This window comes from Dyadobacter sp. (assembly GCF_051859145.1).
Taxonomy (GTDB): Bacteria; Bacteroidota; Bacteroidia; order Cytophagales; family Spirosomataceae; genus Dyadobacter.
Genome location: NZ_JBHYGF010000090.1, coordinates 1 through 20,026 on the forward strand (window position 1 = coordinate 1; position 20,026 = coordinate 20,026).

18 protein-coding genes, 1 tRNA gene and 1 pseudogene are annotated in these 20,026 nt (G+C 45.5%); 7 read left to right on the top strand and 13 right to left on the bottom strand.

Annotation, left to right across the window (positions count from 1 at the left end):
- On the bottom strand, window positions 1-170 hold a 170-nt coding region (locus ACTIE6_RS06790; RefSeq protein WP_439555940.1), incomplete at its 3' end, for an MBL fold metallo-hydrolase.
- A 129-nt stretch (window positions 171-299) separates the two neighbouring features.
- Window positions 300-1,687 (bottom strand): annotated as a pseudogene (locus tag ACTIE6_RS06795) (MATE family efflux transporter).
- Window positions 1,688-2,023: 336 nt separating this feature from the next.
- On the opposite strand from ACTIE6_RS06795, the gene hflX reads away from it, so the two are divergent.
- A complete protein-coding gene (hflX, locus tag ACTIE6_RS06800) occupies window positions 2,024-3,262 on the top strand; it encodes a GTPase HflX (RefSeq protein WP_439555914.1) in 1,239 nt (412 codons plus the stop codon).
- A gap of 46 nt (window positions 3,263-3,308) precedes the next feature.
- A tRNA-Arg gene (locus ACTIE6_RS06805) sits at window positions 3,309-3,383 on the top strand.
- Window positions 3,384-3,776: 393 nt separating this feature from the next.
- On the opposite strand, the gene ACTIE6_RS06810 is transcribed toward ACTIE6_RS06805, so the two are convergent.
- Entirely contained in the window at window positions 3,777-5,216 is a 1,440-nt protein-coding gene (locus ACTIE6_RS06810) for a hypothetical protein (RefSeq protein ID WP_439555915.1), read from the bottom strand.
- A gap of 1 nt (window position 5,217) precedes the next feature.
- Entirely contained in the window at window positions 5,218-5,637 is a 420-nt protein-coding gene (locus ACTIE6_RS06815; protein ID WP_439555916.1) for a hypothetical protein, read from the bottom strand.
- A gap of 647 nt (window positions 5,638-6,284) precedes the next feature.
- Between ACTIE6_RS06815 and ACTIE6_RS06820 the strand changes: the two genes are divergently transcribed.
- Window positions 6,285-7,523 (top strand): L,D-transpeptidase family protein, encoded by a 1,239-nt coding sequence (locus tag ACTIE6_RS06820; protein ID WP_439555917.1) that lies wholly within the window; start codon window positions 6,285-6,287, stop codon window positions 7,521-7,523.
- On the opposite strand, the gene ACTIE6_RS06825 is transcribed toward ACTIE6_RS06820, so the two are convergent.
- The 3 genes from ACTIE6_RS06825 to ACTIE6_RS06835 form a co-directional block, all read right to left on the bottom strand.
- Window positions 7,436-8,215: a murein L,D-transpeptidase catalytic domain family protein gene (locus tag ACTIE6_RS06825; protein WP_439555918.1), complete on the bottom strand. Its 780-nt coding sequence runs from the start codon at window positions 8,213-8,215 to the stop codon at window positions 7,436-7,438. The genes ACTIE6_RS06820 and ACTIE6_RS06825 overlap by 88 nt on opposite strands.
- A 152-nt stretch (window positions 8,216-8,367) precedes the next feature.
- Window positions 8,368-9,225: a prephenate dehydrogenase gene (locus tag ACTIE6_RS06830; RefSeq protein ID WP_439555919.1), complete on the bottom strand. Its 858-nt coding sequence runs from the start codon at window positions 9,223-9,225 to the stop codon at window positions 8,368-8,370.
- Window positions 9,226-9,247: 22 nt separating this feature from the next.
- Window positions 9,248-10,405, bottom strand: a complete 1,158-nt coding sequence (locus tag ACTIE6_RS06835; RefSeq protein ID WP_439555920.1) for a pyridoxal phosphate-dependent aminotransferase — start codon at window positions 10,403-10,405, stop codon at window positions 9,248-9,250.
- Window positions 10,406-10,556: 151 nt separating this feature from the next.
- Here ACTIE6_RS06835 and modA point away from each other — a divergent pair, with 151 nt between their 5' ends.
- The 4 genes from modA to ACTIE6_RS06855 all read left to right on the top strand — a co-directional run bounded on the left by modA (window position 10,557) and on the right by ACTIE6_RS06855 (window position 13,799).
- Complete coding sequence (modA, locus tag ACTIE6_RS06840) at window positions 10,557-11,321, top strand: molybdate ABC transporter substrate-binding protein (RefSeq protein WP_439555921.1); 765 nt, start codon at window positions 10,557-10,559, stop codon at window positions 11,319-11,321.
- Between the two features lie 176 nt (window positions 11,322-11,497).
- Window positions 11,498-12,172, top strand: coding sequence for a molybdate ABC transporter permease subunit (modB, locus tag ACTIE6_RS06845; RefSeq protein WP_439555922.1), 675 nt, complete (start codon window positions 11,498-11,500; stop codon window positions 12,170-12,172).
- Window positions 12,153-13,043 (top strand): ABC transporter ATP-binding protein, encoded by an 891-nt coding sequence (locus ACTIE6_RS06850; protein WP_439555923.1) that lies wholly within the window; start codon window positions 12,153-12,155, stop codon window positions 13,041-13,043. Before modB ends, ACTIE6_RS06850 begins: the two co-directional genes overlap by 20 nt.
- A 78-nt stretch (window positions 13,044-13,121) precedes the next feature.
- Window positions 13,122-13,799: an SGNH/GDSL hydrolase family protein gene (locus ACTIE6_RS06855; RefSeq protein WP_439555924.1), complete on the top strand. Its 678-nt coding sequence runs from the start codon at window positions 13,122-13,124 to the stop codon at window positions 13,797-13,799.
- Window positions 13,800-14,242: 443 nt separating this feature from the next.
- On the opposite strand, the gene ACTIE6_RS06860 is transcribed toward ACTIE6_RS06855, so the two are convergent.
- From ACTIE6_RS06860 to thrA, 6 genes are all read right to left on the bottom strand, one after another.
- Complete coding sequence (locus tag ACTIE6_RS06860) at window positions 14,243-15,142, bottom strand: nucleotidyltransferase family protein (protein ID WP_439555925.1); 900 nt, start codon at window positions 15,140-15,142, stop codon at window positions 14,243-14,245.
- 127 nt (window positions 15,143-15,269) lie between these two features.
- Entirely contained in the window at window positions 15,270-15,596 is a 327-nt protein-coding gene (locus tag ACTIE6_RS06865; protein WP_439555926.1) for a HesB/IscA family protein, read from the bottom strand.
- A 71-nt stretch (window positions 15,597-15,667) separates the two neighbouring features.
- A complete protein-coding gene (locus ACTIE6_RS06870; protein WP_439555927.1) occupies window positions 15,668-16,603 on the bottom strand; it encodes a homoserine kinase in 936 nt (311 codons plus the stop codon).
- Window positions 16,600-16,992 carry a HEPN domain-containing protein gene (locus ACTIE6_RS06875; protein WP_439555928.1) on the bottom strand — a complete coding sequence of 131 codons (393 nt, stop codon included), beginning with the start codon at window positions 16,990-16,992 and terminating at the stop codon, window positions 16,600-16,602. The genes ACTIE6_RS06870 and ACTIE6_RS06875 overlap by 4 nt, the downstream gene beginning before the upstream one ends.
- Entirely contained in the window at window positions 16,989-17,327 is a 339-nt protein-coding gene (locus ACTIE6_RS06880) for a nucleotidyltransferase domain-containing protein (protein ID WP_439555929.1), read from the bottom strand. The genes ACTIE6_RS06875 and ACTIE6_RS06880 overlap by 4 nt, the downstream gene beginning before the upstream one ends.
- A 36-nt stretch (window positions 17,328-17,363) precedes the next feature.
- Entirely contained in the window at window positions 17,364-19,820 is a 2,457-nt protein-coding gene (gene thrA, locus ACTIE6_RS06885; RefSeq protein ID WP_439555930.1) for a bifunctional aspartate kinase/homoserine dehydrogenase I, read from the bottom strand.
- Between the last annotated feature and the right edge of the window lie 206 nt (window positions 19,821-20,026).

The following is a 20,026-nucleotide window of genomic DNA, read 5'->3' on the forward strand; positions in this document are numbered from 1 at the left end:
GCATGGAAATGCGTCTCAAATACATACCTGATCTTCGCGCCGGTTTGCTCGGCTTTGCGGATGTATGGATTAACTTCCCGCAAAGGATCAATCACAGCAGCTTCGCCATTTGAAACAATGAAATAAGCCCCCTGCGCGAGGCATCCTGTATATATTTGCTCAATTTTCATGCGACTATAAAATGTTTAAACTATAAACTGGGTCGGAGCAGGTTTTGTTCGAAGTTGTTCGCGATTGTTCAGTTTGACTGACAATAATCATAAAAATGTATGGCAGAACAACTCCGAACGCTGCCAGGTTCACACTTTCACAACCTTCCAGCTACCCATTCTGAACCGCCAGATACCCAGCAGAGCAAGTACAGACTCGGCGATCGGAACGGAAACAAATACGCCGATCGGACCGAAATTAAGTGCGATTGCCAGTACATACGCAACCGGGATTTCGATAGCCCAAAAGCAGATCAGGTTTAAAACGGTAGGCGTTTTTGTATCTCCGGCCCCATTGAACGATTGCGCTACCACCATTCCGTAAGCATAAAAACCGTAGCCAAGGCAAAGTGCCCGAAGTGCTGTTTTGCCAGTCTGAACCACCTGAACATTTGTACTGAACCAACCTACGATCGTCTCTGCCCAGACAAACATAAAGAACGACAGGGTCAGCAGGAATACCAGGTTGTAAAAAGCACATTTCCATACCGAAGTTTCGGCGCGATCGGGTTTGCCCGCACCCAGGTTTTGTCCGACTAATGTGGCGGCTGCGTTGGCTAATCCCCAGGCTGGCAACAATGTAAATGTAATCACGCGGATTGAAATCGTGTAACCGGCAACCACATCGCTTCCAAATTCTGAAAGAATGCGGGTAAGGAAAATCCAGCTCGCCGATCCGATCAGGAACTGGACTGTGCCACCTGTGGCAATTTTCACGATGTTAGCGATTGTCGGTGGATCCGGCCGAAAATCAGACCACATCAAACCCAGCATCTTACTTGCCTTGGTAAGCGAAAACAGCTGATAACCGACGCCAATGGTGCGACCCGCAGCCGTAGCCAACGCCGCACCTGTTACGCCCAATTCAGGAAAAGGCCCGACTCCGAAGATCAGCAATGGACCCAGCAGCATATTGAAGCAGTTGGCAACAATCAGCGACCGCATTGCCGTCGCCGCAGACCCGGCGCCGCGCAGGGCACCACTCAAAGAATACAGCAATACCACGACCGGACTGCTCAGAAACTGTATTCTTGCAAAGTTGGTACCTGTTTCAATTACCTTCTGATCTGCGCCCATTAGTAATAGAATGTCACGTGCAAACCAGGTACCTGCGAATGCAACTACGACCGAAAAATAGCAAGTGAAATAATGATCACCTGCCCGACTGCCTGCCGGGCCTGCACAGTATTGCCCTCGCCAATGCGACGGGCGATGGTAGCGGTGGCAGCAGTACTCAGACCGATCGCCAGTGAATAAACGAGGGTGATCACCGACTCAGTTAGCCCAACCGTAGCCACGGCCTCGGTACTTACCTTTGAAACAAAGAAAATATCAACAACAGCGAAGAGCGACTCCATGACCATTTCCAGGATCATAGGTACAGAAAGTAAGAATATAGCGCGGTTGATGCTTACTTCGGTGAAACTTTCTTCGGAGCCACGAATAGCCTCTCGAAGCAGTTGAAACCACTTTTTCATGGAGAAAAAAAAATTGAATTAAAATAAATAGAAGAAGTGCAATCCCTGAGGGACCACTAAAAAGAACTTGTAAACGGGACCGGGATGGTCGGTGGACTAAGCTTGTAGTCCGAGATTGAAGAGCAGCATCGGCTTCTGAGATTTGCGCAAATATACAAAAGCAGATTTCGCATTGTCAAACAAAATTGCATTTGTACCATAGAGAATATTAATAAGTCGCAAACGCCGGTGAACTTTTGGCGCTGACCTGCCGTTGCAATTTTACCTTCTCCTGTGAAACAGTGCTGTTTACTGTTGCCGGATTGAAGAAGCATTATCAGAATAAAAAAGCAATACATGATTGATAAGAAGAAATTCCATTCTACTGCTGTACAGCCCGAGACCGCGGTGCTGGTGGCAGTAAGTACCCAAAAACAAAACGCGGAGAAAACCAAGGAGTACCTAGAAGAGCTTGCTTTTCTGGCTACCACGCTGGGTGTCGAAACGGTTAAAACATTTACACAAAACCTGGAAAGACCGGACACACGCACTTACACCGGTAAAGGAAAACTTGAAGAAATACAGACATTTATCAAGGCTAATCCCGTAGATATGGTTATTTACGACGATGACCTGACTCCTTCTCAGGTGAGAAACCTGGAAGCTGAGTTTACGGACATCAAAGTAATTGACCGAAGCCTGCTGATCCTGGCGATTTTCGCAATGCGTGCGCAGACTGCACAATCGAAATTGCAGGTCGAGTTGGCACAGTACCAATATATGTACCCTCGTTTGACGCGTTTGTGGACGCACCTTAGCCGCCAGTCAGGTGCTGGTGTGGGTATGCGCGGACCTGGTGAGACGGAATTGGAAACGGATAGAAGGATTGTAAAAGACCGGATCGCCTTTTTGAAAGAGAAACTGGAAAAAGTTGACAAACAAAGCATTACCCGCCGGAAAGAGCGCGACCGACTTGTGCGTGTGGCGATCGTGGGTTATACCAACGTGGGGAAATCTACATTAATGCGCAGCTTGTCCAAAGCCGATGTATTCGCAGAAAACCGCCTTTTTGCTACGGTTGATTCGACGGTGCGGAAGGTTAATATGGAGAATATCCCATTCCTGCTGACGGATACGGTTGGATTTATCCGAAAGCTGCCTACTACTTTGATCGAGTCATTTAAATCGACGCTTGATGAGGTTCGGGAGGCAGATATCCTGATGCACGTGGTAGATATATCGCACGCTTCTTTTGAGGAGCACCTGGATGTGGTGAACAAAACGCTGGAAGAAATCGGCGCCGCCAACAAGCCATCAATATTGGTTTTCAATAAGATAGACCTTTACAAACCTTCTTTTAACGAGGAAGAGGAAAATGAAGACGAAGGCGTAATGTTGCAGGAAACGGTTTTGGAGCAGCTGAAAAAGAGCTACATATCTGACAAAGCCGAACATGTGGTGTTTATTTCGGCCGAGAAGAAAGAGAATATTGAAGAATTGAGGAATACATTGTTCTCACTGGTTAAAGAGAAACATTTTTCTATTTATCCGAACTGGCTTGATTTGGGCTATACTGCGGTACAAACAGAGGAATAATCTTTTGTAATTCAACCGATTTTTTCCGAGGTTTGCAGCCCGAAATGACTGCGTAGTTCAACGGATAGAATAGGAGTTTCCTAAACTCTAGATATGGGTTCGATTCCCGTCGCGGTCACCAAGGTCAAGCTTTCAGCTTGGCCTTTTTTGTGCTCTAGATATGTGGAACTTTACCCAGCAGCAGCTTGCTAGCACAAGCTAGAAACGCTGTTAAAAGCAGATCATATGTATCCAGCAGCCCAGATACTGAGTTCGGATTTTTCGGGTGTTGACATTAGAGGGGAACACCTATATTATTAAAGTAAATGGTAACCCCGACACTATAATTATTGGGATAACAGGCCACAACTACTTTGCTGATCTAATTGACATGATTAAAAAAAAGTGAGTAGCGGCACAGTTAAACTTAACAGAAGCGCCGAGAATTCTACCGTGGCAATAGCAGTTATGCAAGGTGCACCTACCCCAGTTTCATAGGTAAATATACCAGGTCCAACCAAGACGGATATTGTAATCAATTTGCAGATATATATTCTACATATTCATCCATTAACTCTTTATTTAAATCTTTATCAAACGATTCAATTATAAAACGTCCTAGAATCTTCCAAAAATCGTTCATTACCTCCTTCTTACTCTGACCAGAAACGGCAAGATTAAACACCGGGCAATTAATGTTGTTTAAGTTATTATCATCAATAAAGTACTGATAATCAACGGGCTTCTTGAACGATATTTCGTACTGCTCGTAGTTCAAATAATTTAAGGACAAAGCTGCTTGACCAATCTCACTCTGGAAGATCAAACCGTCTTCTAATGTTTTTTTTCCAAAAATATTTTTCCCATCTCTCTCAGTAACCTCCACAATCATACTCACTATTTTTTTACGCTCGCTCTGCTCCACTGCCCCATCTACTACGGCAGGTGCAATTAACTTTTTGTAAGTAGCTCTATTTATCGTGCTATGTAAAGTCGGTGCAGAACCCACTGAACTTTTAGTCTCAAGGACAAACGATGGATCAACTAAAATATCCGCAATAGGCTTGACAATCTTCTTTCTTATAGCTTCCTCTGGAAACTTTTCTCGCAGTATGTTAATGCTTTCTTCTGACGAATGGTCAATATCTATGACATCTCTATAATAGTTTGCCAAGATCTTTTTTCGCCATTCTTTATACCCTCTCAAATTCTCATCCATCCCCATCACGGTATCCATTGATAACGTCACCTCAAAACTTCTAAACTGAGTATCTATTACTAGAAGCTCGGTAGACTTTTTTACTGTTTGAAGTGTAGACTTCAATTTATCAGGGTCAGTCAGATGATCCTTGAAATTATTGTAGAATTCGAAGGTGGTGTAAACAGATGCAGAATTGGTAATATTTGTAAGGAACTTTCCTGCATCTTTCGCTTTAACGGCATGATTATATTTGTGCTCCTTCGGACGAAGTCTATACACGTTTGCCCCCTCCCTTAGAATTGTAAGATATTGGTTATCAGCTATAAACTCTTCTTGATGCTTAAACATCGCAAGTTCTGCACCGGGTTGACTTTCGATATTAGATTTGTAATACTCAGATGGAATATCGAATGGATAATAACTATCATCAACAGGCAAATATGATTGTGGAAGTTGGCTTACTGGCATAAACAAATTCTCACTATAATTCAAGTCACGATCAATATGCGTTATGATCACATTAGCTTTTGCCCGGATTATGTCTCGCAGAGACACGTCAGAATGAACATAACTCCACAGATCATCAGTGTCAACTTCAAGCAGCATCCACCGATTTAAGTTTTCGTCATTATCGATCCAATAGAACAAAAAGTTATTATCATTTGAATCCCGGTAGTGAGAAAGCAGCGGTCCGTCAAACTCGATTAGGTCTGACACTTTATTCAGATCAGAGTAGGGAAATTCACTTAAAAGTATTCCTTGTAACTGCTCCATGTCAACGCGTATACACAATGGAAAACTTTGAACTCAATATAGCAGCCTCATATTCGAAGAAAACAAAGTGCCCTTTGTGATCAGTTGCACCTTTGAGTCCATCACTTTTCTTTAATAATCCTTGAGAAACATTAGTGTGGCTCAGCCTAGGAAAAATTTTCAACAATTCCTTACAGCCGTTTAAGGATTCAAAAAACGACAGCCCACAAGCCTCACAGTGATTTTTGTCTCCCAGTAACCTTCTCGGCGGCTTTTTCAGAAGTGAGTCTTCAATAATATTCGGTAAAAAGTTACTAATGTCATCTATAGGCTCAAAACACAGCCTGAATGCAGAAATCTCTGCTTCCTCAGCTATACTTGGGCAATCAACATTAAGATTTTGCGCTTTAATTAACTCGCGATATTTAAGAAGGCTACTCATTAGATCGATAGAGGAAATCGAATATTACAACATCAAATTATAATTTATTTTTTTGTGTTTAAGTCCCCTTCGAGCCCAATCTTACTTAAAAGTAATACTTTATTTTGATACCAAATTGATACTAACACACTCACAAGACTGCCCTCTATCTCATTATCAGAATGTTACATATTCCCGTCGCGGTCACAAGAACAGGTTTTTAAGCCTGGCTTTTTTTATGCTTAGGTTCGTAGTTCAACGGATAGAGCGACAGTCGCCCGATAGGCGTTGTCGAGGACGACTCCCACTAAATGCCAGATATCAGTCAATGGGACAGAAGACCGCGTAGTTCAACGGATAAAATAGGAGTTGTCGAGGGCGACTCCCACCTAAACTCTAGATATGGGCCGGGGTCGCGTTCGACTCGATTCCTGTCGTGGCCACGGAAGCCGAGTTTTTCAGCCTGGCTTTTTTATTTAATCAAAACACCTGTGAAAAGTGGACTTTTCGTGCAGTCTATTGGCACCTAAATTCCCCAGTTTATCAAATGGAGCATGCAGGTACAGAAAGAAAGAAGCTCAGAATCAGTGGAATTATCTAGATTCTGCACGACGGCAAGAGTTAGCACAACAATTGTAATGTAGCTGTAAAACAAAAACTGCAATACAATGCAAATGCTTTCAGGCTTCGGAAAGACAAGATATTTACCACTTCTCATTCTATTTACACTGGCGACCATGCAGTCCTGCCGGAAAGATCCGAAGGAAATGACCAATGAGGAACTGGCTGGTGAGATTACCAAAAAGAATTACGACAAGCTCCTTCAATTCTCGAAAGAAGTGGGGGTCGACCCGGCGAAATTTGAACCAAAAGATGGTATCGCGCCAGTTTACGCTTTACTAGAAGAGATCGGATTCGGACATAAACCTGCTTTACGTTTTGTACAGAAGAAAATTGCCGCAGATACTGCCGTTCTCCGCGCCGCTGCCGAAGAACTGGTGGAAGGTAAAGCAATTGAAAAGGTGATGGAGCGGCTGGAACCTGTATTTCCTGTTTACAACAACCTGAAAGTAAATTATACCCGCCTGCTCAAAGAGCAAAAGTACGATAGCGCCGCTTTTGTAGCCGAATCCATGAATGCATATCGCTGGATCCACAGACAAGCCAAGAATGCGCCCCGTTTTGTAATGGTAAATATCAGAGGCGCTTACCTCACTGCGATGGACTCAGCAGGTAAAAACGTGCTGACCATGCGCACTGTTGTGGGTAAATCAGACACTCCCACTCCAACAATGGATACATACGCGACCAGCATTGTAACACACCCTTATTGGAACGTACCAAAAAGCATTGCGATCAAGGAAATCCTGCCGAAAGCAATGAGTGACGGTGAATACCTGTCGAGAAACAGAATTGAAATTATCGATACAAAAGGTCAGGTCGTGGATCCCGGCGAAGTGGATTGGGAAGCAGCCAAAGAGAACAAATTTCCTTACCGGTTCCGCCAGGAAACAGGAGAAGATAACTCTCTTGGTCTGCTGAAAGTGGAGATTAAAAATCCACTGGCAATTTACCTGCACGATACCAATGCCAGGTACCTTTTCAAAAGCGATCAGAGATGGAGAAGCCACGGCTGCGTGCGGGTACAGCGACCAACTGACCTCGCCAACTATATGGCAGGAACCCAGCTGCTGAGTAGTGACTTCATGACCGAGCCGGACACTGTTTCGACACCGCCCAAATGGCACAAACTGAAAGTGCGTGTTCCGGTTTTCCTGCTATATCTTCCCGCAGATTGCAACGAAAAAGGCGACTTGCTTTATTTCCCCGATATATACAAAAGAGGATCACCTAAGGCGCGATTGACTTTATCCAAAGCCAAACCTGCGAGTAAAGAAGAAGCATGAAGGTATTTTTGATCGCCGGAATAGATAAAGAGTCCGGAGCCGCCGTGCAGCAGATCGATCAGCTTTTTTGAATCTTCAACAGATACAGCCGGACAACCGAGGCTACGGCCCAAGCGACCTGTGTTTCTGATAAAAGATTCACTTACATAGTCGGCACCGTGCATGACGATCGCCCGTTCCAATGCGCGGTCGTTAATGCCTTTTTCGAGACCTTCCAACCGGAGTGACAACCCGTGTTTTCCCTGGTAAGTCCCGAGTGTTTTATAGAAACCCAAACTGGACTGGTACGAGGAGTTGTCGTTTGAGAACTTCTCAGCAAATTCCTGCCCGGAGTTACGGCCGTGAGCTACATAGGTATTATACAATACTTTACGCTTGATCAGATCAATTACATAGAGGCGCTTATTTCGGGAAGATTGCGTGAAATCTGCAATCGCAAGTATTGAATTTTGCAGGTTTGCTTTTTGAAAACCATACCATGCACAATAGAATGCGGCCTCCGATAGCCCTTTGGTTTTTAAATCGAGCGAATCATACAACGTGACCCATTCCGGCCTGGAAATAGAACCGGTATCGATTACTGAAATTTGTTTGGATTTGGATGAATCCGTAAAAGGATTGATTTGGCGGATACCTAAGGAAACACTGAGTGCAACAAATACTGCTACAAAAACTGCCTGAGCCTTCGTCATTTCTTACTGTTTTGTTGAAAAAATAAAGATTTGAACTGATAGATAAACAGGTAGCAGGTTAACAGGCAGCCCGCCTGCATTGGTTCCAATTCAGAAAAAGGAAGAGCGTAACAGATTCGTTAAGAAACAGTTACACTCTTCAAGCAAATCACTTATTTCTTTTCAATACCAGCCAGAATGCGGCCGATATCGTTGGCGCGGCTCATGAAATTGAGGCTTGTCCCCAGATCTTCATTATCGATTGCGGTCTTAAACTTTTTAAGTAGTTCAATGTAATCCGCCAGTGCTTTGGAGACATTGGTTTTATTTTGATCGAAGATCGGAGCCCACATTTGCGGCGAACTTTTGGCAAGGCGAACGGTTGAAGAAAAACCCGTACTCGCCATATCAAAAATCGCTTTTTCATCCGCTTCCTTATCCAGAACTGTCAATCCCAATGCAAAAGAGCTGATGTGGCTGAGGTGCGATACATATGCCAAATGCAGGTCGTGTTCCACAGGTTTCATATAATGTATCTTCATACCCGCATCGCGCAAAAAGGTTTCTACCAAGCCCAGCGAGTCAGAGTTACTTTTTTCCTTGTCGCAAATGATCACATTTTTATGCGGCAAAAGCTCTTTGAATGCAGCGCCCGGACCTGAGTTTTCGGTACCGGCCATCGGGTGAACTGCCACGAATTGTCCGCGTTTCGGGTGCGTATCCGCCAGTTTGCAAATAAGCTCCTTCGTTGATCCGAGGTCCATAATCGTCCTCCCCTCAGGAAGCAGATCGAGCATATGTGGCAGTAGCTTCAAAATTGCATCGACAGGCGTCGCAAGTACATTCAGCTCAGCAACTTGCAAAGATTCTTCCAGGCTGACGATTTCATCGACAATACCTTTTGCTAATGCGATTTTCTGGTTGACAGCGGAAGTATCGACACCTACAAACTTTACATTCGGATACTTTTCACGGAGAGAAAGGGCAAAAGAGCCGCCTAGCAGGCCGATCCCAATAATGCTTACTACCATTTTTATTATTGATAAATGTACCTCAGCCCTTGATCCGTCTTACCGCCTCCCAAATGCGTTCTTTGGGCAAGCAAAGTGAAAACCGGATATAACGCTGTCCCTTCGGACCAAAAATAAATCCGGGAGCTATAAAAACGTGTTTTTCAATCAATATTTCATTCACCAGCTTCTCCGCCGATTCGACAGTATCCGGCAACTTTCCCCACAGGAACATTCCTTCCTGCTTCGCGTCCCAGGTACAGCCGAGTGCATTTAGCAGAGCTTCCGAAGCTTCCAGTCTGCCCTGGTATACTGCATTCCGCTCCTTGTGCCACTCATCTGAATTATGCAGTGCAGCCACAGCCGCTTCCTGCATTGCCCAGAACATACCCGAATCCACATTGCTCTTTATCGTCAACACTGCTGTAATATAAGGCTTTGCGGCAGCAATCCAGCCCATTCGCCAACCCGCCATATTATGCGACTTGCTCATGGAATTCAGCTCAATCGCCACATCTTTTGCACCTTCCACAGAAAGCAGACTGATTGGCTGTTTCTTGTTTAGGATCAGACTGTAAGGATTATCGTGACAAAGTAATATGCGGTGCTTTTTGGCAAAAGCAACTGCGTTTTCAAATAATTCCACGGTAGCAGGAGCGCCGGTGGGCATATGCGGATAATTGAGCCACATCAATTTGGTTTTAGATGTAACCAGGCTCTCCATTGCATTCCAGTCGGGCTGCCAGCCGTTTTCTTCCTGCAAAGGATATTCTTTTACAATTGCACCTACCATTTGGCTCACAGCCCGGTAAGCAGGGTACCCAAGCTCGGGTACCAGCACTTCATCGCCAGGGTCCAAGAAAGTCAGACTAATATGCGTAATTCCTTCCTTTGAACCGATTAGCGGGAGTATTTCTGTATTTGGATCAAGTTTAACGTGGTAATTATGATCATAAAAGTCAGCGATTGCATTGCGGAAAGCCGGGGTACCTGTATAAGACTGATAACCATGCGCATTCGGTTTCAAAATGGCTGCCGACAACGCTTCAAGCGTCGCCTCCGAGGGCATCATATCGGGATTACCGATTCCCAGGTTGATGACATCGTGTCCTTCTGCAATCAGTTTGCGTACCTCGGCGAGCTTCACTGAAAAATAGTATTCGGAAGTCTGCCTGGTGCGCAGGGCGGTTTCTATGATCATTTATAAAATTAAATTACGCTTCGGGTAACTTGACCACCAGCGGTTAATGTTTCGTCCAGCCTGGTCGAAATGGCGCGCAATTTACGATATTTTCCCAATGAGCCGGATTTTGGCGCCATGTATAGGAAACAAAAATCCTTTAAATTGCAAGATGAACTTTCGGTATTTTACTCTTCTGATTACCCTCCTGGCAGCCGGCTGCTCCCAGCCTTCTGAAAAAATAATTGTAGCCACAGCGGCCAATGTCCAGTACGTCATGAAAGAGATCAAGACGGAATTTGAGAAGGAGTCGGGCAAGGAGATTCAGATTGTGGTAGGCTCGTCGGGTAACCTGACCACGCAAATACGGGAAGGCGCGCCATTTGATGTATTTGTTTCGGCAGATACCAGGTACCCCGAAGAGATTTTCAAAAACGGCGGCTCGGAAGAGAAGCCAAAGGTATACGCGCTCGGCTCACTGGTATTATGGTCAAAAGATATCCCGCAAGCTGAACTGAATACCGCATTGCTGGCCACTGAAAAAGTAAAGAAAATCGCAATTCCCAATCCCAAAACGGCGCCTTATGGGGTAGCTGCAATGGAAGTGTTACAATCTCAGAACCTGACAGGTGAAACAGCGTCCAAGCTGGTGTACGGCGAAAGCATCGCACAAACCGCCCAGTACATTATGTCCGGTTCCGCGGAAGCAGGTTTTAATGCATTATCTATTGTACTCGCTCCCGAAATGAAAGGAAAAGGAAATTACATAACCATTAACCCCAAACTGCATAAACCCATTGAGCAAGCCGCCATCCTGCTTAAACACAGCGACAGCTCCCCCAAAAAAGAATCAAGTCGACAATTCTACGATTTCCTATACTCCAAAAAAGGTCAGGCAATCCTCGTCAAATACGGGTACGAATCAATGAGTGAATGACTGAATGACTGAATGACTGAATGACTGAATGATTGAATGATTGAATTAAAAAATCTACATTCACTAACTCGCTCATTCACTAACTCACTAACTCACTAACTCGCTAACTCACTAACTCACTAACTCACTCATTCACTAACTACTCATTCAATCATTCAATCATTCAAAATTAAAAAATGGACTACCAGCCCATCTGGCTCACATTCCGGCTCGCAACGATCACCTCGCTGATTTTGCTGGTGCTTGCATTGCCGGTTGCGTACTGGCTTGCATTCGGGAAGTTCAAGGGGCGTGGTGTTGTAGAAGCTGTGATCGGAATGCCGCTGGTGCTGCCGCCCTCGGTTATTGGATTTTACCTGTTGCTTGCATTCAGCCCGTCTTACTGGTTTGGTGCGTGGGTTGAAAGTGTGTTCGGTTTGAGGCTGGTTTTTTCATTTTCTGGTCTGGTGATCGCCTCTATTTTATATAGCCTGCCTTTCATGGTATACCCGATACGTGCAGGCTTGCAGTCACTCTCACCGTCTTTGCGGGAAGCCTCTTATACTTTGGGGAAAAACGAATGGGAAACATTCTTTAAAGTTTTACTGCCAAATTGCAAGCCCGCCATTCTCACTGCATTTGTACTCACTTTTGCCCATACTGTCGGAGAATTCGGTGTAGTTCTGATGATCGGCGGAAATATTCCCGGCGTGACCAAAGTTGCTTCGGTAGCTATTTACAATGAAGTGGAAGCGCTTAATTATTCGGTTGCAAATCAATATGCAATGGTACTGTTTGCAATCACTTTCGTGATTTTGCTGCTGGTTTATTCTATCAACAACCGCCTGCTTCGTGTCCGACAATCAGCTTAAAATCGCGATCACGCATTCACTGCATACTGCACACGGAGAATTCCCGATGGAAGTCTCATTTGCGCTGGAAAAAGGGAGCATTATGGCTTTGACGGGACCTTCCGGCGCAGGAAAAACGACATTACTGAAACAAATTGCCGGGTTGCAAACGCCGTTGCAGGGACAGATTGACTTCGACAGAACTGTTTGGCTCGATCGTGAAAACCACCAGAACCTTGCGCCGCAGCACCGGAATATTGGTTTCGTTTTCCAGGATTATGCACTGTTCCCCAACATGACCGTGGCCGAAAACCTGCGCTATGCATTATCAACAGGCGGAGATGCTGCTATTGTGGACGAGCTGCTAGCAGCCACGGGACTTGATCAGCTCAGCCAAAAAAGACCGAACCAACTTTCGGGCGGACAACAGCAACGGGTTGCTTTGACGCGTGCATTGGTGCGAAAACCTGGTCTTTTACTGCTTGATGAACCTTTTTCGGCAGTCGATCCCGAAATGCGGTACCAGTTACAGGAATTGATTCTGCAGTTCCATAAACGCTATCATTTTACAGCAATCATCGTTACGCACGAAACGGCCGAGATATTCCGGCTGGCTGATCAGGTAGGCGTGATGGAAAACGGCAAGCTCACCCGCTTTGGTCCCCCCGCCGCCATTTACCTGCACAGCGACGCCCCGGAAGAAAGCTTTTTTATCCACGGCGAAATATTAAATGCAGAGTTAGCAGGAGACCAGCTGCTGGTTGATGTTTTGATTGAAAATAAAATCCGCCGCATCAGGCTCCCACTTGCAATGCAAAACGAAATAGCAACTGGCAGAAAGTTCGTTTTACATTACCCGCTTACATTTCCGCAAATCTCTTGGGTGAGCTGATCGGCAAACGGTCAGAGTCGTAAAGTAACTTTCAAGCACGATTGCCTTTTCCCCCTAAAATCTATTTAAAACCTCGATATGAAGCTATTTTTTAAACTTGTACAAATCGCCTTTTTCGTATTACCACTTCTTGCAATGCGGCAGGATAAACCCTTGAAGGTTATCTTTTTCGGAGATTCCATCACGCAGGCCGGCGTGGGCGCAACAGGTTACATTACCCAGATGGGTGAAATGTTGAAAGCAAAAAACCAGGGAGCTAAATACGAGCTGGTAGGCGCAGGGATTGGTGGGAACAAAGTCTATGATCTGTACCTGAGACTGGAAGACGATGTGCTCTCCAAAAAGCCCGATATCGTATTTATTTACGTGGGTATCAATGACGTCTGGCACAAGGCTTCGTCCGGAACCGGAACCGATCCTGACAAATATGTGAAGTTCTACGAAGCGCTGATCAGGAAAATGAAGGCGCAAAACATTCGCGTAATTGTATGTACGCCGACCGTAATTGGGGAAAGAAATGACAATTCAAATCAGCAGGACGGAGATTTGAATCAATACTCCAAACTGATCCGTGAAATCGCGACAAGAAACAATTTGCAGCTCTGCGACCTGCGCAAACATTTTACCGAGTACCTGACGAAAAACAACCCTGAGAACAAGGAAAAAGGAATCCTAACAACCGACCGCGTACATTTAACAGAAGCCGGCAACAAATTCCTGGCCGAAAAAATGCTGGATGCACTGGTGCAGAAATAAACGAAAAGAAAATGCCGCTAGGCATAAAACATCGGTAACGCAAAAGGCATGCAAAATCGGTAACGCAAAATGCCGCTAGGCATGCAATATCGGTAACGCAAAATGCCGCTAGGCACGCAACATCGGTAACGCAAAATGCCGCTAGGCATGCAACATCGGTAACGCAAAATGCCGCTAGGCATGCAACATCGGTAGAAAACGTTGTCAATCGTGTGTGAGGCAAATGCCGTTAGGCATGCAACATTGGTTTTATGTCAATGCCATGGTTGTCACGCACACCGCCATAATTGATGTTACATCCCTAACGGGATTCTGCTATCCTGTCACACCTTTTTCTACCGATGTTGCATGCCTAGCGGCATTTTGCGTTACCGATGTTTTATCCCTGACGGGATTCTGCTATGCTGTCCTCTTTCTACCGATGTTACATCCCTGACGGGATTTTATTGCCACAACTTATCGGGGTACTCGCCAGACTCGTGCAATGCGGCCAGGGAGGCTTGTACATTTGGCTTGTCTTCCGGGTAAGTAACGCCAAACCAGTCCGAGGAACTGCGGAAAACGCGGCAGTTGCCCAAATTACCCTCAATGATTTTGGTCATCACAGTCGGAATGTAGAACTCCGCTTTCGGGGTGTTGATATTTTCGCGGGCGTAAGTCTCGAAAAACTCCTTTGTCAGGGGAAACATCGTTGGCTTGAAGCCCCAGAAGTTCATGGAAACCGGCGTTTCAGGCGCGAGCTCGGTTTTCACTCCATCCTCTTCGAAATAAATCACACCTTCTTCTTCAAATATCTTGGTACGTTCCACAACGGATTCCAGGTTGTGATCCTCGCGTTCAATGCAAACACCACGTGAAACGGTACCGTTTTCCGACAAAGTTCTTTTCAACTCATACCCGATCATCGCGTGCTGCGTATCGTCCTTATCATTTTGAAGGAATTGGGCCATGGTTTCAAATGCATCCCGACCATAAAAATCATCTGCATTGATCACCGCAAAAGGCGTGTCCGTCTGGTCCCATGCACATAAAGTAGCGTGGCCGGTTCCCCAGGGCTTTGTACGCTCCACCTTTCCTAGATCTTCCGGAACGTAGGATTGTATGCCCTGAATCGCAAAGTCAAAATCGATCTTACCTGTCAGTTTTGGTGCAAAAATTGCCTCCGCACTGTCCTTAATTTCCTGACGAACTATAAATACTACTTTCCCAAAACCGCTTCTGATTGCGTCATATAGCGAGTAATCGATAATCGTTTCCCCGTTTGGCCCAAACTGATCAAGCTGTTTAATACCTCCGTAGCGGCTGCCTATCCCGGCAGCCAGAATCAAAAGAGTTGGTTTCATTCAGTTTTCTTTAAAAAATTGCATTGTGGTGTATGAAAGCTTGCAGCAAAATAAGGTCTTTCGGTACTATAAAAAAAACGCGCCCCTTGAATCAGGACGCGTTTCATCAAATAAAATATTTTAAAATTTATACCGCGAAACTCTCTCCGCATCCACAGGTACGGGTCGCATTCGGGTTGATAAACTGGAAGCCTTTGCCATTCAGTCCATCTGAAAAATCGAGCGTGGTTCCGGCGAGGTATAGCAAGCTTTTCTTATCTACAATAATCTTCACTCCCTTATCTTCAAAAACCATATCATTTGGTTTTGACTCGGAGTTGAATTCCAGGTTATACGTCAAACCGGAGCATCCACCTCCCAAAACACCGACCCTGATCTGATAATCGTCAGCAAATCCGTCAGCATTACGGAGTTCAACAATTTTGTTTTTGGCGGTATCGCTTACAGTAACCATGATTCTGTGTTTTTATAACTTTTTAACAATCCGCACCTTTGAGAAAGTTCATCGAAGTCGAGAAAATGCGCCTAGTCTGTGAGAATAACCGCGCCTTCTTTATTAATGGAAGAAACGTGTAAACCGGCTGCTATTCCTGCCTCGGCAAACCGCGCGATCATCGCATTGCCTGCTTTTTGGGCATTTTCGATTCCCCGGCTTAATGCGAACATGGAAGGGCCGGCGCCAGAGATACTGCATCCCAATGCACCATTTTCAATGGCAGCCTGCTTCACTTCTTTAAACTCCGGGATCAGGATAGAGCGAACAGGCTCGATGATCACATCCACCATGGAGCGACTGATCAGGTCATAGTCTGCTTTCATCAGCCCGGCAACCAGCCCAGCTACATTACCCATTTGAGCAATCGTATTTTTCAGGGAAACCTCATTGCGCAGGATGAAGCGCGCATCTTTGGTATTGATTTCAATGTCAGGATGTACGAGCGTACAGTACAGATCGTCAGGTACCGGAATGGTAAAAATATCGAGCGGGTTATAGCTTCTGATTACCACAAAACCGCCCAGTAGCGAGGGACCTACATTATCCGCATGCGCCGAACCGGAGGCAATGCGTTCCCCTTCCATTGCAAAAGGCAGCAGTTCCTCGCGGGTAAGTGGCTTACCTAGCATTTCGTTGATCGCCACCACACCAGCAACTGCACTGGCAGCACTCGATCCCATCCCACTGCCCAGCGGCATATTCTTATGCAAAACAACTTCACAGCCGAAATCTGTAATGCCCAGGTGTTTAAGCAAATGCAGCATCACGCCCGTTACCGAATTTTTGGCTGCATTTCGTGGGAGACGACCTTCATCTCCGGTAATATCGGTGATAACAATACCCGGCTCATCACGGCGGCGCAGCTCTACGGTATCCCCCGGCTCTTTGATTGCAAAACCAAATATATCAAACCCGCAAGCCACATTAGCAACCGTAGCAGGGGCAAAAGCTTTTACTGAATTCACTGTAGGTGGTTGTTTTCTTTTAAGTATTGAAGGGTTGCATTGACGAATTGCGCTGCATCCTGAACCGACTCTCTGGCGTCTTCTTCCAAAACTTCGTCATAATCATAGTCGCTGAATTGCCTCTTTTCAAATGCTCTTTGCAAAGTTGTATTTAAAACGATGTCCAAAATCCCTGTTTTTATAAATAACTCGCGAAATTTGGTATGTGAGCCTACGTGCGTTTTGACTTGCACGTTTGAAGCAAAAAGCAAGGCTTGAATACAATGGAAGATTGCGTAATATGCCCGGTTTACGCACGCTTCATTTCTGGCTTCTTCAAGAAAGCTTTGACTCACTTCTAGGCAATCCTCGGCTTTTCTAAGTATTTTTTCCAGTGTGACCTCACTCATAATACGATACCTTCTTCATGAATGGCAGCGCTCAAAAGTGCATTTCCAGGCAGCAGTTTATCCACTGTAAACGGAATTGCTGAAATCCATAAGTTGTACTTCAAACCAAGCGAACTGGTAATAGGAGACATTTTACTTATTTCTGCGAAAGTTTTTAACTCTCTATCATTAAGGACAACCAGGTAGTCCACGTCGGATTCTTCGTGCTGCTCACCTCTTGCATAGGACCCAAAAAGGATTACCTGATGCAGCCTCGTGCCATAAAGCGCTCGCACCTCGGTGACGAACTCTTCGGTTAAAGCTTTTACCGGCTCCGGTACCTTCCTGTTGCTCATAGTTCAAATGGTTGAAGTACAATGCAATTTAACACATTACCCCAAATAGCTACTGATACTCATAATGTCCGCGAACACGCCGGAGGCGGTTACTTCGGCGCCGGCTCCTGGACCTTTGATGACCAGCGGCCGGTCTTTGTAGCGTTCTGTGGTAAACGAGATAATGTTGTCACTGCCCGATAAAGTGTAAAAAGGATGCGCCGGGCCGACTGTTTTCAGCTCGATCGTTGCCTTCCCATTTTCCAGGGTTGCGATGTAGCGCAGCTTTTCATTGTTCGCCTCGGCACTGGATTGGTTCTCCGCAAAGTAGTTATTTGAGATTTCCAGCTCCCTGAAAAAAGCATCCACAGTAGGTGCATTCAGACAGTTACCGGGCAAAATCTGTGAAATCACGATCTCTTCCGGTTCCAGCGGCACACCTACCTCGCGCGCCAGGATCAGGATTTTTCTTCCAACATCGGCCCCGCTCAGGTCGTCGCGCGGGTCGGGTTCGGTAAAACCTTTTGCTTTCGCTTCTTTCACTACATCAACAAAGCGGTTTTCCGAGTTGAAGTTGTTGAAAATGTAAGACAAGGTACCTGACAGAATCGCCTCTATTTTCAGGAATTTATCCCCACTTGCCATTAATCCCTGAATGGTATTAATGATCGGCAGCCCGGCGCCTACATTGGTTTCATATAAAAACTTCACCCCGCGCTGTAAAGCAGTTCTTTGCAGTGACACGTATTCCGAATAGGAACCCGAATTAGCCACCTTATTGGGCGTTACCACCGAAATGCTCGCATCCAGCAGAATCTGGTAGTACTGAACAATATCCTTGTCCGAAGTACAATCCACAAAAACGCTGTTAGGCAAATTGAGCTCGATCATCCGCTGCACAAATGCCGGCAAGCTTGTTTTCACGCCCTCGTCCATCACCCGGTCACGCCAGTTTTCAGGCTTGATCCCGTCGGGATCGAGGAGCATTTTTTTGGTATTGGACAAACCCGCGATATTGAGGTTCAATAATTTCTCTTCTCTCAGGTATTTGGCCTGGTTGCGGATTTGCTCGATCAATGTACCACCGATCAATCCTACTCCCACGATAAACAGGTTCAGCGAGCGCGTTTCCGATTGGAAGAAAACACCGTGGATCGCATTCAATGCTTTTGATAAATCGCTTTTCGCGATTACAACAGAGATATTCAGCTCCGAAGAACCTTGTGCGGTCGCTACGACATTGATACCGTTTTTACCCAAAACAGAAAACAACTTGCCTGAAACGCCCGTGCTTTTCTTCATTCCCTCTCCAACTATCGCGATAATGGAGAGATTTTTTTCAATTGAAATACTGTCAATATGCCCCAGGCTGATCTCTATCGCAAATTCTTTCTCTAATACCTCAGTTGCTTTTTGCGCATTTTTCGGGTCAATTGAAAAACAGATCGAATGCTCCGAAGAAGCTTGTGAGATCAGGATTACACTGATCGCATTATTGGAAAGCGCTGTAAAAAGCCGGCCCGAAATCCCCGCCACACCGATCATCCCGCTACCCTGAATATTCACCAGGGCGATCTCGTCAATGGAAGAAATCCCCGTAATCGCATATTCTTTCCCGTTTGCTGCTTTCTGTACATAAGTACCTTCAAATGCAGTATTGAAGGTGTTCAGCACTTTTAACGTAATATTTTTGGCAAAAGCAGGTTGCAAGCTCGGCGGGTAAATGACTTTCGCACCGAAATGTGAAAGCTCCATTGCCTCCGCATAGGAAATTGAAGGAATAGTAAATGCATTGGTCACCTTGCGCGGATCGGCTGTCATCATTCCGTCCACGTCCGTCCATATTTCAATGGAATTGGCATCGAGTGCTGCGCCCAGAATGGAAGCGGTATAATCTGAACCGCCGCGACCGAGCGTAGTGGTTACTCCTTCAGCAGTAGAGGCAATAAAGCCCGTCACGCATTGCAATGCCGCGTTTTTGGCAAAGTATTCGAGTATCTGTTTATTGGTAACATCAAAATTCACATCGCCCATCCCATAAGTTGCATTAGTATGGATGATCTGGCGGGCGTCGCAGAATTCGGCGTCGATACCTTTGCTTTTCAGAATTTCGGTGATCACCATTGTGGATAATCTTTCGCCGAAACTCATGATCAGGTCGAGCGTGCGTTCTGATAATTCTTTGATCCAGGAAACGCCGCGGAGTATATCTTCCAGCTCGTTGAAGAGTCCGCGTATAGCAGCGAACGTACTGCTCTGGCTTTTTACCGGTATCAATCCTCTGACCACCGCAAAATGCCTTTCCTCAACGCCTTTCAGAAATTCAATGTAATCCGTATTCCCGGCCGCGGCCATTTTGCCGATTTCGATCAGCCGGTTCGTGACCCCGCCCATTGCAGAAAATACAACCGCGAAACGCTCGCCTTTCGCAAGGTTTTCTTCGAGGATACTGATAACTGTTTTAATGCTGTCAACCGAACCGACAGAGGTGCCGCCAAATTTAAGAACCTTCATTGAACGCAATATTCGAATACACTTTGATTTACAGCCGAAATGGCCGCTTCTGTACTTGACGCAAATATAGCAATTCAAACGCCCCATACTTCATAGATACGCCGAAATGAGGATCGCGGCTCTTTTCGCCGGAATAACCTGCACGTACAAAGTCTGTCGGAACAAGCATAATATGAAGATGTTTTTCCAAAATATTAAATTTCAAA